The following is a 14731-nucleotide window of genomic DNA, read 5'->3' on the forward strand; positions in this document are numbered from 1 at the left end:
AACCTTTGGCTTTTTCACAAGCTAAAGTATTGCGAAGTTATCTGAATAAAGATTGCAAATATTCTCAATATATTGAGAATGGAACCGATTAAAAATATTAGGATTAAAGTATAAGTAGCACAATTAAAGCAACTCGAAAGAGAAGTCAAATATTATGGCTATTTCCCAAATCATTGCGAACATAACTCAGTATATCTCTGAAGCTGCGATGCGGATTTTTGGCCCTACAGATGATGCTTATCCTGTTATTGGCATACAACCTTTTACAGGTGAGCCTTATGATAAAGGTACAGCCGATACTTGGTAGGTGCTATACGACGAGTCAAAGTTTAGTATTTAGAATACAGATAAAAGCAATTATCGAGGGATGTAGAACACCAGTTAGTAACCTGCAATAGTTGAGATTGAGGGTTTAAAACAAAGTTAGCAAATCTCAAGCTGTATCAACTTTTTTGCCTCCGTATTACGCACAGATATTGGTTAGGAGATTGCGTACCTTTGCTGAATCCTTATAACGTTTATTTGTGAAGTTGCAATAATATATAAAACCCCTTGTAGTTTCTCCTGATTAAAGGCAAACTACAGGGGGTTTTATAACGTGCATCTCCATACATAATTAGTATTACGTAGAAAAATTACAATTACAACGTCTCTAATTATTGAATTGCAAGAAAAATGATCAAGAAAGTCTTCCGCCAACGATTGCTGCGTTACTCTTTTTTTAAAGAAATGATGAAATGAGATTTTAATTTGTCAGTATATTTTCTAAGAATTCTATCGTTATTTTTTACTCGTCATGGCTACTTTATATAGCAAGAGTAATCAATAAAATTTTGATAAAGACTAGTCAATAAATCTACCTTTTTATAAAAAAAAGAATTAGTTTAGTGTTCGCACCGGCACAAAGTTATTTATTTGACATGAAAGCTACTACCATTATTTCTCTGTTTTTAACTGGGATTGGAGCTACTGTTATTGCAACCTCTGCACCAGCTTCGGCTACCACTTTTGGTTTTAACAATATTACAGGTGGAGATACTGTTGGTGATGCTTTTGCTCCCAATTTCTCATTTAATGTAACTGACTATGGAAGTGGTAAAGTTTTATTCAAATTTTTAAATAATGCATCTTCAGAGCAAGCTTTGAAACAGGTTGCTTTTAGCGTTGATAGTTCTGTATCGGGTATTTTGTCTAACATAGCGGTAAATGTAGGCAATTCCGGTACAGTTGACTTTGAATTAAGTAGTCAAAATTTGTCGCAAAGTAACAATATTTCTGGATGGGATGGTACAACCTTCGGTGCAGATACAAAAGGTGGTAACGGCAACGCAGTTCAATCTAGAGAATCTTTAGGTATTACATTCACTGGTAACTATAATGCTGTTCTTGCAGCCATAAATGCTGGTACGTTGCAGGTAGGTATCCATGTGGGCAGTCTTCCAAGGGGTGCTAGTGACAGCTATGTTAGTACCCCTCCCAGCCAATCAGTTCCTGAACCATCTACTTTGTTTGGAGTAGGTTTGGTTTTTGGACTTGCTAGTTTGTCAAAAGCCAATAATGGTAAAAAGTGGAAACAAAAGCAATTCAATGCTTAATTATCAGTTTTGTTTTGTCTTTTATTAGTTTCTGAAAAGTGAGTCAGAACGGGGCGTGAGATTTTTCTCACGCCTTTTTCTTTAAACTTTTTTCCCACGGGCTGCTAAGAGTTCTAAAATAACTCCGTTTGTCCAGCCGAAGCCAACTTCATTAGAACTATATCCAAAGGAGATTTCGTCGGAGACGTTGGCAGAACAGCGTTCAACATCATATTTTTCAACGAGGGTGTTGTGACGCTCGAATTCTTTAATTACCATTGCTAAAAATTTGTTGGCAATCCGATCGCCTTCTGTATGAAACCCATAGCGGTGAAGTCCTTGCACAGCAATTAATGTCAGTGGTGCCCAACCAAAAGGTGCATCCCACTGGTTTCCGGTGACATGAGTACTGGTAAGAATTCCGCCTGGGGCTTCAAACAAAGACAGATTTTCTACGACGCGCTGGGCTTGGGCTTGAGAAGCAATTCCCAGCCATAGGGGATAAAATGTGGTGGCAAATTCGTAGCAGCGGCGTTTTCCACTCTGGAAGTGATAGTCGCAATAGAGTCCTCGTTCTTCATTCCAGAGAAATTGATCGATCCGATCACGCCGATATTCGCCGCGATCGCGCCATTGTTTTTCTAGTTGTTCGTTCCCCAAAATAGCGTTAATTTGCGCCAAATCTTGTTCTACTTGATACAGCAAACTGTTGAGGCACACAGGAGCGTAGTGGAGGATATCAGCACTGAAGGGGCCAAATCGGTTGGTGATATCAAAACCGGACTCGCGCATGGTGCGATCGGCCTTGTAAAATAGGTGGGTCAGTTTATCATTTTCGCGATCGTAGTAAAGATTAACGTCGTAATCTTCAATCTCAAAAGTTTGGTAATATTCTTTGACGCGATCGTAGTGGCTTTTTCCTTCCTCATCTCGCTCGGAAAACACGACTTCTGGCGCGGGGCCTTCGCCAAAGGCATAAAATCTGGATAAGCCGGTTCCGGGATTCAAGTGGGGCGGTACTACCCAGTAATAGTAAAATTGTTCTAAAAGCGGTACGGTTGTCCTCAACCACTCTTCATCCTGGGTGTGCTGGAATAGTGCCAAAACCATCATGCTGAGGACAGGGGGTTGCGATCGCGAGAGCATATAAGTCCGGTTGGCATTGAGGATAGTGCCGTAATGCTTTACCTGGTACAATAATTGGTCTACCTGGCTTTGCGCTAGATCCCATTCTTCATCGTGCAAAAGTCCCAGTAATATAAAGTAGCTGTCCCAGCCATACATTTCGTTAAATCGACCACCTGGTACGACATAAGGCCCTGGTAGGTATAGTAAGCCATGCTCTTTAATCGCTTCCACTTCTGACGGCAAAGTGCGAATTTGTAGCTGTTGCATATCTTTGGGATATAGCGATCGCTCTAACACACGCTGAATGGTGGGACAATCTTCTAAGGGGGAAATGTAGACGATCCAGGGAGTATCGGTTTTATGGTCTAATTTGGTATCTTTGGCGGATTGTAATAAGTGTTCGTGCGATCGCGTTAAGGTTTTCCACGTTTTTTTGATATGGAAGCGCACTTTGTTTATCTGCGTGGTACTAAGTTGTGGGGGAGTGGTCATAATTTAATTTGGCGGGGTGTTGAGGAGTTTTGGAGGAATTTTTTTAACGCAGAGGGACGCGGAGTTTTTACGGTATCTGGAAAACGTCTCTCCTAGAAGCAGAGAGACTTTGAATTTTCCCCCTTCCCGTGTCCTACGGTGTAAACACAAGTCTTTTAAAGTTGTCCCACAAGCTTTTGATCCCCCCAACCCCCCTTAAAAAGGGGGGCAAAAACCTCTTTCAAAGTCCTCCTTTTTAAGGAGGATTTAGGAGGATCTAGGACAAAAACCTCTTTCTTTCAAAGTCCTCCTTTTTAAGGAGGATCTACATTTTGTAGAAAATGTGTCTACACCTTAGCTTCCCTTGTCGGGAAGGGAGTTAGGGAGTTAGATTTTTTATGGGCCTGTCAAGCGTAAAACAGATTCACTCAGCAGTACTAGCTAACAAAGCAACTGGAAAATGGGCAAAGGCAGATCCGATAGATAGGGTTTCTGTAGCCTGTAAAGGTTGCTGAGTGAGAACGTTTGTCCAAGTGAGAGGAGTTCCAGGGGGTAATAACAGGTGCGTATCTTGCCAAACTGACTCGCCCAGGGGGTTGTTTCCTGGCTGGATGAGGCTGGTTAAAAAGCGAGGTGCGATCGCGATCGCTGTTTGATTTCCTTCTCGTCGTGCAAAGGCGATAATGTGATTGGCGTAGGTTCCCTGAACTTCTAAGGGCAGATAGTCGCCATCCTGGAATAATGAGACATAGTTTGTTCTGGCTTTGAGTAATTGAGCCGTTAAAAACAGTTTGATTCTGCCGTCGGTTTTGTCGTTTAGCAACTCCTGAATTAGTCCGAGAATATCTGTTTTGGCTTGCTCACGGATGGCGTTTAAGTAAGTACGCCGTTGTTCAAAATCCACGGGACGGCGATTATCTGGATCGACTAGGCTGAGTTCCCAAAGTTCTGTTCCTTGGTATAAATCGGGTACGCCGGGTGCGGTAATCTTCAGCAGAGTTTGGGAAAGGGAATTGAAGATACCATACTCTGCAATTCGGTGCTGAAAGGGACGAAAGGCTTCTAGAAATTCTTTCGAGATGGAAGGGTCTAGTACCTTTTCAATGAAGGAAGTACAGGCTTCTTCATACTCGCTATCAGGTCGCAACCATGCTGTATGCACTTTCGCTTCTCTAATTGCCTTAATTATATAGTCTTTCACCCGTTCCACGAAGGATGCGTGTTCCTGTTCCGCAAAGGGAAACGCCCCTACAAGGGTTTGATAGAGAAAATACTCATCGTTGCGATCGGGCATAGCAAACCCGTGGCGATGACTGCGACTTCCTCGATTAATAGCACTCCAGGTATTTACCTGCTGATCCCATTCATCAGGGATTTCTGACAATACATTCAATCTAGCCCTCACATCTTCGCCGCGTTTGGTGTCGTGGGTGGCTGTGGTGTTCATTGTGTGAGGCCAAGTTGCTTGGTGCTGTTTGTTAAAGGCATGAAATTTGGCTAAATCGATACCGAAATGACCCGGATTTCCCCCGACTTCATTTAGCGACAGCAAGCGATTGTAAACATATAATGTGGTGTCTTCTACACCTTTGGCCATTAGTGGCCCACTGTATTGCTGCATCCGCAAGACAAAATATATCCACTGTTCGCGTTCTGTTTGAGTCAGAGAATTATCAAAATCTAGCACCATTAACTTTTCAATAAAGGTCAGTTCATGCTGCAATAGGGGCGTTTGTTCTTTGGCTTGGCGAATTACTTCTTGAATGGTAGTGCGATCGCTATCCCCAATTCCATCTGGTGTAATATATGTACGGTAAATCGGGAACAGGGTTAAAACTTCTGCGATCGCTCTTTTCAAGCCATTCAGTGTAAAGTCATTGCCATAGCGGTATTTGCTGGAAATGTTTTTTAACAAAAGAGCCAAATTGTCAATATCACCCGCTAAATTCTTTTCTAATATCAGATGCTTTTTATCCTTCACTACCGATGAATAATCTACTCTGGAACCAATAAAGTTTTGATAAATTTTATCGAAGGATGATTCATTTTCAGTTTGACAAAATACGCCATTTACATAGTTAAGGAAGTCATATCCTGATGTACCTTCAATTTCCCAGTTTTCCGGCAGGTCTTCTGTGAGTTCTAAAATCTTCTCGACCGTAATATAAACATCTCCCGTCTTTTCTCGGAGCCTTTGTAGATACTGGATTGGGTTATAGAGTCCATCAATATGATCGATGCGTAAACCTGTAAACTTGCCCTCTTCAACTAGCTTGTTAATTAGGCTATGAGTATTATTAAAAACTCGCACTTCTTCAACTTTAACGGAAATCAGTTCGTTGACAGTGAAGAAACGGCGGTAGTTCATTTCTTCCGCCCCAACTTTCCAGAAGGCGAGACGGTAAAATTGGTCATTTAGTAATTCATCTAGCAAGTTAAAGCTTTCTGAATTCCCTGGTTCTCCGTTGAAGGTTTGGATATTTTCGTCAATGAACTCGCGGATGGCATCGTTTGTGGTGTAGAGTTCCCAAACTAATCCTTTAATAAATGCAATTTGGTCTTGTCGCTGTTTTCCTGCAACTTCTGAGGGCACACTTTTGAGAATATACAAAATACCCAATAGCTTAATAAAATCGGGGTGATTGCGTCCGAGTGTGCGTGTGAGTTTGCCCAGATTATGGGTGATAAATTTTGTGTAAGATTCTAATCTTAACGGCAGTTTTAAGCTGTAATAGTTTACGGTTAAACCGTTTTGCTCGTATTGTAGTTGAATGTGTCCGTTTTCTAGGGATGCACCGTAGAAATCTCCCAGTAGAGGAGCAAGAATTCGCTCTTGGCGATCGCCAAAGGGAGCATTCCAAGAAAGGTCGAAGTAGTCTGTATAGCTAGAATCTGGGCCATGTTCCAATACATCCATCAAGTAATCGTTTTCGCTGCTATAGGCCATGTGGTTGGGCACTATATCTTGTAACCAACCCATACCAAGGGATTGGACTTCGCTAACTAAGGCATCAAAGGATTCATTAGTTCCCAGTTCTGGGTTAAGTTGAGTGGCATCGACTATATCGTAACCGTGGGTACTCCCGGAGCGGGCTTTGAAAATGGGGGAGGCATATAAATCAGAAATACCCAAATCTGCTAGATAAGCTGCGATCGCTTTAGCGTTGTCAAAGCCAAACTGGGGTGTAAACTGAATTCGATAAGTTGCGGTAGGAATTCGCATGAGTTTGTTGTAATAAAAGATGGGGGATATGGTTCGGTTAACGTGTTTGTCTCTGGAAGATCCCCCCAACCCCCCTTAAAAAGGGGGGCTTCTTCTAATCTTTACCCCCTTTTTAAGGGGGTCGCCGCAGGCGGGGGGATCTTATCTGAAATTTATTGACAGGTGGGGGAATTTGAACCTTTTTGCTTGAACGTTGAGCCTTTTTACTCGGACGTTGAACCTTTTTGCTTGAACGTTGAGCCTTTTTACTTGAACGTTGAGCCTTTTTACTCGGACGTTGAACCTTTTTGCTTGAACGTTGAACCTTTTTACTCGAACGTTGAACCTTTTTACTCGAACGTTGAACCTTTTTACTCGAACGTTGAACCTTTTTACTCGAACGTTGAACTTTTTTACTCAAAGGTTGAGCCTTTTTACTCGAACGTTGAACCTTTTTACTCAAACGTTGAGGTTATGAGGCTGAAACTTGAAGTTTTAACGCTCCCCGTCATCCTTTTTCATACAGTACTAAACTCGTAGGTTGTAATTTCACTTCTTTTCCCGCAGACAGATGTTCATCTGCTTCAGAACCAGGCCCAGACCATGAGGTATCAGCAGAGTCTAACAATTTATTAACATTATGCTGAATTGGTAGAGCCGCTGTGACTGGAGACGAATTAAAATTCATCACAAATATTAGTTCACTTGATTCGCACCAACGACGCACAATAACTAACTGCTTGTCTTCATCGCTAGTCGCTTCGATGGAATTGCGGTCTTGATTTAAAAGTGCTGAATGCGTCTTGCGTAAATTAATTAACTGACGATACCAATCCCACAGAACTTTGTGATTACCTTCATGACGTAATTGCCAATTGAGTTTAGACTTTAGGAAAGTTTCTGCCGATTCGGGATCTGGGGGATCATCTGCGAAGTGAAATGCTTCAAATTCTTCTTTGCGTCCGGCTCGAACTGCTTGAATTAAATCGGGATCGGAGTGACTGACAAAATAAATGAAGGGTGCAGTTTCGCCGTATTCTTCTCCCATGAACAACAAGGGTAAATTAGGCGATAGCAACACAGCGCCAGCAGCTAATTTTAATCCCTCAAAAGAGATCCTCTGGGTGAGGCGTTCTCCTTTCATTTGGTTGCCGATTTGATCGTGATTCTGAATACAAATTGTAAATTGTGATAGGGGGCGATCGCGGCAAGATACGCCATGAAATCGCTTGCGGTGTGGTGCGTACTTCCAATCGTAGACAAAAGTATCTTCATAAGCTTTTGCCAACTGAGCAGTTTGCCCAAAATCTTGATAATATCCTTGGCGATCGCCTGTCAAGAGTGCGTGCAATGAATGGTGAAAATCATCACTCCATTGGGCATCGATTCCATATCCACCCAATTCTCGCGGACGAATGATTTGCGGATTATTCAAGTCACTTTCGGCAATTAAATGGCGTTTCCATTTTTGTCCTTGTTGTGAAAAATGATGAACTGCTTCCGCCAGTTCCCAAAGAAAATGCTTCGCCCCCAAGTCGTAAATTGCTTGAATGGCATCCAGGCGTAATGCATCAATGTGGAACTCGCGCAACCAGTACAGGGCATTTTCAATAAAATAATTTCGCACACCCTGACTATGGGCATCATCGAAATTCAGCGCTTCGCCCCAAGGTGTTTTATAGGTTTTAGTAAAGTAGGGCGCGAACTGACTCATATAGTTGCCTTCTGGCCCAAAGTGGTTATAGACCACATCCAACACCACAGCGATATTATGTTGGTGGCAAGCATTTACGAGTTGCTTTAGTTCGGCTGGGCTACCATAAGAATTTTGAACTGCATAAGGGTAAACGCCATCATAGCCCCAGTTGCGATATGCCAGAGACGCTTCAACATGGGTGTCTCCCGGAAACTGGGAAATGGGCATGATTTCAATAACATTAATTCCCAGTTCCCTGAGTTCTGGTAGACGAGAAATAATCGCGGTGAAAGTTCCTTCAGGTGTGAAAGTACCAACATGGAGTTCGTAAAAAATCATCGACTCCACAGGAATACCAGTCCACCCTTCATCAGTCCACTCAAACTGATGATCGACAATTTGAGACGGGCCATGCACTCCTTCCGGTTGATACTGCGACGCGGGATCGGCAAAAGCGTCTTGACCATTCAAAACATACCGATAAAGCGTGCCTGGATACACATCATTTACTTTCGCGTGCCAGTACCCCTCAGACTGAGGCTTGAGGGGAATAACCTGCTCCTGTGGTGTCAAAGTTTTTACAGTGACGCTATCTAATAGCGGCGACCAAACTGTAAATTCACATTCTCCATTACCCAAGTAGTTAGCACCAATTCTCACGCAGTATCCCTCCCGACAGTATGTTGTGCCAAATTGTGGTGTGATGGCGTACCCGCTCGCTGTAGGCGATCGCATGTCATTGATTGCACAATGTTTACAAACACGCCAGATAGCATAATGGTTCGTCTACCAGACTTTTTGCTAGCACCTGGAGGCGGATTTTTTACAGAATGAATTCTGTCCAATGATAAATTTAGTTGCGAAGGAGGCAGGGCAATTACGGTTCAGTTAAGGTTTTTTGATGAAAATTTTAGATTGCAAAACCGCGATGAATTATCACAAAACCGAGATGAATCATCACAAAGACGCGATAAATCATCACAAAACCGAGATGAATCATCACAAAACCGAGATGAATCATCACAAAACCGAGATGAATCATCACAAAGACGCGATAAATCGCGTCTTTTGCTTGCCGTGGTTTAAATTGGTTTGCAGCTACCATCAACACAGTATGCCGACTCATAAGTATTAGAACGCTTACCAAATATGGTGTAGCGATTATCGCGGATTTGTTCGTAAAAGCGATCGCCTGCCCATTTCATCCCCGGTAAGGCTCGATAAGCGTCTACAAATACACTTCCTGCTGGCAATAACCGCCCAATTTCTTCTGCGGCGTTGCTACCTTGCCAACGTCTCTGAGGATCGTTAGCATCAATTAAAATCACCCCCTGTTCACAGTCTTGGGCTGTGATTCCCCACTGTAAAAGTGTCTGCTCATCTTGCATAGGACTGTAGCGAAATAGCTTTCCCTTGTCTAAGGTTTCTAGCGATCGCACTAAAGTAACGCAGAGATTACAATTTCCGTCGTAGATTACGTAGTAGTTCATAAAAATCATTATTCTAGCGTAGAAAACTGTAGCGATCGCTCTAGCCTCAGTAAGAGCCAAAACAAAATTTAAGTTGTTAAATAGGCATGATATCGTCAAGTTTAAGTTGTAAATTTGGCAATAGTTCAGAATAAATAGTATCTCCTAAATGATATTGTTGTTGCAGGTAAACACCGTTAACTAACTGACAAACGGTAAAGGTGGGTTGTTTAGGATTGCCGATGAATTGCAAGCCACCCAAGCCACGAAAGTCAACAATCCAGTATTCTGGGATATTAAGAAAAGCGTATTCTTCAACTTTTCTGGCATAATCATCTTGCCAATTAGTACTAACAACTTCAGCAACAAGTTTGATTGTGCTGCCGTTACAAATAATAGGTTCTTTTGACCATAGCGGTTCTTTACTAAGTTCAGCTTTATCTAAAACAATTACATCAGGACGCAGTGCTGTGGCTTCAGCAGCAGGTGGTTTAATCAGACAGGTTTTTGGGATTAGCCAGTTAAAATTAGAATTAAAAATTTCGACATAGATTCTACCAGCAATACTACCTGCAACAGCTTCGTGTAGTCCTGTCGGTTCCATATCTCTTAGTTGTCCATCAATTAGTTCGTAGCGTGTATTATCACCATATTGGGCTATAAATTCTTCAAAAGTCAGTAGTTTAGGTGAAGTGTAGGTCATTATGTCTTATTTTGACTTGACTTAGGCTTATTGTAGCGGCCACCGTTGCAAAGTACATCGCATTCACAATGCAGGCTAGCGCATTCATAATGCAAGCAATCGCATTCACAAGGCAGGCTAGTGCATTCATAATGTAAGCGATCGCATTCACAAAGCGGGCTAGTGCATTCACAATGCAAGCGATCGCATTCACAAGGCAGGCTAGCGCATTCATAATGCAAGCGATCGCTCTTGCTTCGCTAAAGTAAGTTAGCGCAAAAAAACCCAAGTATATTATGAAACGTAAAGAGGCTTAAAGCCCTTACTAATGACCAATGACAAAGGACAAATGATAACCTTTGTTATCATGCTTTTGGAATGGTATTCGCATTGTTTTTTCGTTAAAGAGAAAATATTCATGAGATACAAACTCTTAGGCAAAAGCGGATTAAGAGTCTCTGAACTCTCCTTGGGAACCATGACCTTTGGTGAAGATTGGGGTTGGGGTGCATCTGCTGACGAAAGTCGTAAAATCTTTGACACTTATGTAGAAGCAGGGGGAAATTTCATTGACACCGCCAACGGTTATACCGATGGTAGCAGTGAAAAAATTGTCGGTGAGTTAATCGCAAAAGAACGGGAACGCTTTGTAGTGGCGACAAAATATTCCTTTCCCTTGCAGATGAATAACAAAAAGGGCGACCCTAACGCCAGTGGAAACCATCGCAAGAACTTAATCCAGTCTTTGGAAGGTAGTCTGAAACGGCTGAATACCGATTACATTGATTTATTTTGGTTGCACGCTTGGGATTTCACAACACCGATTGAAGAAGTATTGCGATCGCTTGATGATGTAGTTCGTCAAGGTAAAGTACTTTACATTGGCATTTCTGATACACCCGCTTGGATCGTTTCTCAAGCAAATACCATTGCCCAGTTCCAAGGATGGACGCAGTTTGTGGCGCTGCAAATTGAGTATAGTTTAATTCAGCGAACACCAGAGCGTGATTTGCTACCGATGGCTAAAGCTTTTGATTTGGCGGTGACACCTTGGTCGCCCTTGGGTGGTGGTGTGCTAACAGGTAAGTATAATCAGCCTCCTCAAGCAGGCGATGAACAAGGGCGACTAACAAATCCAGGCTTAGGAAGTATTTCAGAACGGAATTTAGCGATCGCTCAAGTTGTTAGTGAAGTTGCAGCAGAAATTGGCCACACACCCTCACAAGTAGCATTAGCTTGGTTACTAGCTCAAAGTGGTGTGATTATTCCCATAATTGGGGCACGTAAATTAACGCAGTTTCAAGATAACTTAGCTTCTTTAGATGTCAGTCTTTCGCCACAACATCTGCAACGCTTAGATGAAGTTAGCAAAATTGAACTGGGTTTTCCCCATGACTTTTTGCAAAATGATGTAATTCGCGATCGGCTTTTCGGTGGCACATTTAATACCATAGAAAACCATCGCATCTAAATGTCATTTTTAACTTCACTTTTTCCCAGTTAAAATTCTCAATCCAAAATCTAAAATTTCAAATTGTATAAGCTATAAACAGTAACACATTCAGGCATTAATACAATCCATCGTCAGAGAGTTTCGCACAGCCAGCCAGTATCTGTAAAGTTAGATTTAAAAGGCATTAACAACGTAAGACCCATGAGCGACAACAGTATTGCATCACGTTTGTACCCTACCCGGATTGACATTCCCGCAAAAGCGAGAGTTCAAATAGTGGTACTTCTCAACCAAACCTTAGCAGCTACTTCGGATTTAAAAACCCAAGCAAAGCAAGCGCATTGGAATGTTAAAGGAACTGACTTCTATCAGCTACATCTATTATTTGATGAACTTGCTGGGGAATTGGAAGGATACATCGATTTAGTAGCTGAACGCGTCACAGCTTTAGGCGGATACGCTTTCGGAACAGCCCGCGCCGCAGCTAGTAATTCAATTCTGCCAGAATATCCCTTAGATATTTTGGATGGTAAAGATCATGTGACAGCCTTAGCAGATCGCTTTGCACTCTACGCGAAACATATTAGAGAAGCGATCGCAAAAACTGATGAATTAGGTGATGCTGATACCGCCGATCTTTACACCGAAATTTCTCGTACCATTGACAAACGACTCTGGTTCTTAGAAGCTCATCTACAAATAGCAGAAATCAAAGAAGAGAATGGTAACGCTGGTACTACTAAAACTCAAAAGATTCCTGCTGCTGTAAAATAAGCACTTCTGAGAAAAGTAGTCTTTCTTAAATCTAATAGTATCCTTTTGGTAAGTACGTCACTTTTAAGTGCGTACTTTTCATTTATATGTATTTACCTTACTATTGAAATAGTTCAAAACGAAGTCAAGAAATTCACCAATATCTTCAACAAGCGATCTATCAAAATTCATACTTAAACTGGAAGAAGTTATTAGGTGATTGAAAAAGTATGCTAATTTCATTTTGATTTCAAATGCCAATTTTAGATTTTTCCTGCAATCTAAAATCGTTCACTGAGCGATCGCGTAGCGTTCTGCAAGAAAGTCTAAAATCTAAAATCCAAAATTGAGTCGTTCCTAACTAAATACTCATTTACAAAGAGGTAAATTTATGTCTCAAAATACAATTACCCACTTAATTCACGATCGCAATGCCCGTGGTCATGCGAAAATGGGCTGGCTCGATAGCTATCACACATTTTCCTTCGGTAGTTTTTACGATCCCAACCGTATGGGATTTCGCTCTCTGCGCGTGATTAACGACGATCGCATCGCCCCCGGTGCAGGATTCCCTACCCATAGTCATCGTGACATGGAAATCCTCACTTATGTCTTAGAAGGTGCTGTAGAGCATAAAGACAGCTTGGGGACTGGCTCGGTAATTCGCCCCGGTGATGCCCAAATTATGAGCGCTGGAACTGGAATCAGCCACAGTGAATTTAATCCTTCACCAACTGAACCACTACACTTACTGCAAATCTGGATTCTTCCCGATCGAGAAGGAATAACGCCAAGATATGAACAAAAAGCTTTTCCTTTGGAAGAAAAGCGCGGTAAACTCCGCTTAATTGCCTCTAAAGATGGACGCGATGGTGCTGTGACAATTCACCAAGATGTTGAGTTGTACACATCTGTTTTAGAGTCAGGCGATGTTGTTAATTATCAAGTCAAAAGCGATCGCTATGCCTGGTTACAAGTAGCCCAAGGTATAGTCGATTTAAATGGAGAAGAACTCAGAGCCGGCGATGGTGTGCAAATCAATGGCGAAGAACAGCTAGAAATTAGCACCAACATCGGTGGCGAAATCTTGCTTTTCGATTTGGGTTAATCTTAAATCTGTTTGCTGAAAAGCTAGCTTGTAGGGTGGGCATTGCAATGCTCACCCTACTATGATTTGTTAGAGAAAAATTTGTCGATTGAGGCGCGGATTTGCCATTGCATTGGGAATCCTTAATTAGGGATAGGTCAAAACTATTGTGAAAGTTTTGACCTACCCCTTTTATAGTAAAAATGTACTATTATTTTTAGTGTTACAGCAATGCAATCTCTTCAGATGGTTAGTGTATCAGATTTGCAAGCATTATTAAAACTATATCCAAATCACGGTTATACTTTCTCATAAAACCACCAAAACAACTAGGCGGCAACGGCCAAAAAGTTCTTATTTTGGGAAAGATGTATCAGGCTTTAATAAGTTATTAGAGGTGGCTGTAATGCCGACGATTCATTTTGTGGATGGTGAAAAAGGCGGGGTAGGAAAATCTCTCTTTGCCAGGACAATGATTCAGTATTGTCTGGATAAGAGAATCCCATTTGTACCAGTGGAGACAGATAGATCAAATCCAGATGTGGCAGGGGTGTATAAGGAAATATGTAAGTATGCCGTGTTTAGTGAGAACGAACGACAGGCAAATAAGGCAGATAGAATATTTGAGTGGGCCATAGAGAGACCAGTAATTGTGAATTTAGCCGCACAATCGCATAGAGCAGTGCAAGGGTGGGTTGAATCTAATCAATTACTTGAACTAGGAAGTTCGCAGGGCGTGATGTTTTGTAAATGGTTTGTATCGACAGGAGGATACGACAGCATCAACCTGTTTACTCAGTCAGTGAATACTTACGGCGAAAAAATCCCTCATATTCTGGTGAGGAATTTGGGGCTGTGTGATGATTGGGAGCATCTAGAGTCAGACTCCAACTTTCAGAACACAGTAAATAAATATCAGATAAAAGTTATAGATTTTCCGAAGTTAGCATACAGAGAAAGAAACATAATTGACCAAAATCGCCTGACTTTTGCAGAGGCTAGAGAGTATAAAGAATTTGGAGTAATTGGAAAACAGAGAGTAGTGAATTTTCTGAAGCTTGCTTATGGCGCTTTTGAGAAAGTAGGTATCTGGTATGAAAAAGTTGAATAGGAGTCATTGGTCATTACTCATTGGTACTAATGACCAATGACTTAGGACAAACCCCAGCAGGAGATTCGATGGGTATGCGATGGCGTACCCGCCCACCGGAGGCGA

Annotated in this window: 13 protein-coding genes; 6 read left to right on the top strand and 7 right to left on the bottom strand. The window is 41.8% G+C overall.

Annotated features, from left to right (window positions below; translation table 11 throughout):
• Window positions 1-154 precede the first annotated feature (154 nt).
• Together GNF10_RS00290 and GNF10_RS00295 are read left to right on the top strand one after the other, a co-directional pair.
• Window positions 155-307, top strand: a complete 153-nt coding sequence (locus GNF10_RS00290; protein ID WP_185587929.1) for a hypothetical protein — start codon at window positions 155-157, stop codon at window positions 305-307.
• Window positions 308-920: 613 nt separating this feature from the next.
• On the top strand, window positions 921-1595 hold the full coding sequence (locus tag GNF10_RS00295; protein ID WP_185584401.1) for a PEP-CTERM sorting domain-containing protein: 675 nt from the start codon (window positions 921-923) through the stop codon (window positions 1593-1595).
• Window positions 1596-1676: 81 nt separating this feature from the next.
• Here the strand turns inward: GNF10_RS00295 and GNF10_RS00300 are convergent, their stop codons facing one another.
• The 7 genes from GNF10_RS00300 to GNF10_RS00330 form a co-directional block, all read right to left on the bottom strand.
• Window positions 1677-3194, bottom strand: coding sequence for a trehalase family glycosidase (locus GNF10_RS00300; protein WP_185584399.1), 1518 nt, complete (start codon window positions 3192-3194; stop codon window positions 1677-1679).
• Between the two features lie 403 nt (window positions 3195-3597).
• On the bottom strand, window positions 3598-6396 hold the full coding sequence (gene treY / locus GNF10_RS00305; RefSeq protein ID WP_185584397.1) for a malto-oligosyltrehalose synthase: 2799 nt from the start codon (window positions 6394-6396) through the stop codon (window positions 3598-3600).
• Between the two features lie 487 nt (window positions 6397-6883).
• Window positions 6884-8731 (bottom strand): malto-oligosyltrehalose trehalohydrolase, encoded by a 1848-nt coding sequence (gene treZ, locus GNF10_RS00310; protein ID WP_185584404.1) that lies wholly within the window; start codon window positions 8729-8731, stop codon window positions 6884-6886.
• Between the two features lie 250 nt (window positions 8732-8981).
• Window positions 8982-9176: a hypothetical protein gene (locus GNF10_RS00315; RefSeq protein ID WP_185584395.1), complete on the bottom strand. Its 195-nt coding sequence runs from the start codon at window positions 9174-9176 to the stop codon at window positions 8982-8984.
• Window positions 9154-9561, bottom strand: coding sequence for a thiol-disulfide oxidoreductase DCC family protein (locus GNF10_RS00320; protein ID WP_185584403.1), 408 nt, complete (start codon window positions 9559-9561; stop codon window positions 9154-9156). The genes GNF10_RS00315 and GNF10_RS00320 overlap by 23 nt, the downstream gene beginning before the upstream one ends.
• Window positions 9562-9637: 76 nt before the next feature.
• Window positions 9638-10243, bottom strand: a complete 606-nt coding sequence (locus tag GNF10_RS00325) for a Uma2 family endonuclease (RefSeq protein ID WP_185584393.1) — start codon at window positions 10241-10243, stop codon at window positions 9638-9640.
• The gene (locus GNF10_RS00330) at window positions 10224-10511 is read right to left on the bottom strand and encodes a hypothetical protein (protein WP_185584391.1); all 288 of its coding nucleotides are present in this window, start codon (window positions 10509-10511) and stop codon (window positions 10224-10226) included. The genes GNF10_RS00325 and GNF10_RS00330 overlap by 20 nt, the downstream gene beginning before the upstream one ends.
• Window positions 10512-10640: 129 nt before the next feature.
• Between GNF10_RS00330 and GNF10_RS00335 the strand changes: the two genes are divergently transcribed.
• From GNF10_RS00335 to GNF10_RS00350, 4 genes are all read left to right on the top strand, one after another.
• On the top strand, window positions 10641-11693 hold the full coding sequence (locus tag GNF10_RS00335) for an aldo/keto reductase (RefSeq protein ID WP_185584390.1): 1053 nt from the start codon (window positions 10641-10643) through the stop codon (window positions 11691-11693).
• A 183-nt stretch (window positions 11694-11876) separates the two neighbouring features.
• On the top strand, window positions 11877-12449 hold the full coding sequence (dps, locus tag GNF10_RS00340) for a DNA starvation/stationary phase protection protein Dps (protein WP_185584388.1): 573 nt from the start codon (window positions 11877-11879) through the stop codon (window positions 12447-12449).
• Between the two features lie 370 nt (window positions 12450-12819).
• Window positions 12820-13536, top strand: coding sequence for a pirin family protein (locus GNF10_RS00345; RefSeq protein ID WP_012411944.1), 717 nt, complete (start codon window positions 12820-12822; stop codon window positions 13534-13536).
• 385 nt (window positions 13537-13921) lie between these two features.
• A complete protein-coding gene (locus GNF10_RS00350) occupies window positions 13922-14626 on the top strand; it encodes a mobilization protein (RefSeq protein WP_185584386.1) in 705 nt (234 codons plus the stop codon).
• The last annotated feature ends 105 nt before the right edge of the window (window positions 14627-14731 follow it).

This window comes from Nostoc sp. UCD121, from assembly GCF_014222285.1.
In the GTDB taxonomy this organism is placed as follows: Bacteria; Cyanobacteriota; Cyanobacteriia; order Cyanobacteriales; family Nostocaceae; genus Nostoc.

What these genes read in the sequence shown, in the direction of transcription:
- GNF10_RS00335 (WP_185584390.1), top strand. Translation starts at nt 10,641, where the DNA reads ATGAGATACAAACTCTTAGGCAAAAGCGGATTAAGAGTCTCTGAACTC.
- GNF10_RS00345 (WP_012411944.1), top strand. Translation starts at nt 12,820, where the DNA reads ATGTCTCAAAATACAATTACCCACTTAATTCACGATCGCAATGCCCGT.
- GNF10_RS00300 (WP_185584399.1), bottom strand. Translation starts at nt 3,194, where the DNA reads ATGACCACTCCCCCACAACTTAGTACCACGCAGATAAACAAAGTGCGC.
- GNF10_RS00295 (WP_185584401.1), top strand. Translation starts at nt 921, where the DNA reads ATGAAAGCTACTACCATTATTTCTCTGTTTTTAACTGGGATTGGAGCT.
- GNF10_RS00315 (WP_185584395.1), bottom strand. Translation starts at nt 9,176, where the DNA reads ATGGTAGCTGCAAACCAATTTAAACCACGGCAAGCAAAAGACGCGATT.
- GNF10_RS00350 (WP_185584386.1), top strand. Translation starts at nt 13,922, where the DNA reads ATGCCGACGATTCATTTTGTGGATGGTGAAAAAGGCGGGGTAGGAAAA.
- GNF10_RS00290 (WP_185587929.1), top strand. Translation starts at nt 155, where the DNA reads ATGGCTATTTCCCAAATCATTGCGAACATAACTCAGTATATCTCTGAA.
- GNF10_RS00320 (WP_185584403.1), bottom strand. Translation starts at nt 9,561, where the DNA reads ATGAACTACTACGTAATCTACGACGGAAATTGTAATCTCTGCGTTACT.
- treY (WP_185584397.1), bottom strand. Translation starts at nt 6,396, where the DNA reads ATGCGAATTCCTACCGCAACTTATCGAATTCAGTTTACACCCCAGTTT.
- GNF10_RS00325 (WP_185584393.1), bottom strand. Translation starts at nt 10,243, where the DNA reads ATGACCTACACTTCACCTAAACTACTGACTTTTGAAGAATTTATAGCC.
- dps (WP_185584388.1), top strand. Translation starts at nt 11,877, where the DNA reads ATGAGCGACAACAGTATTGCATCACGTTTGTACCCTACCCGGATTGAC.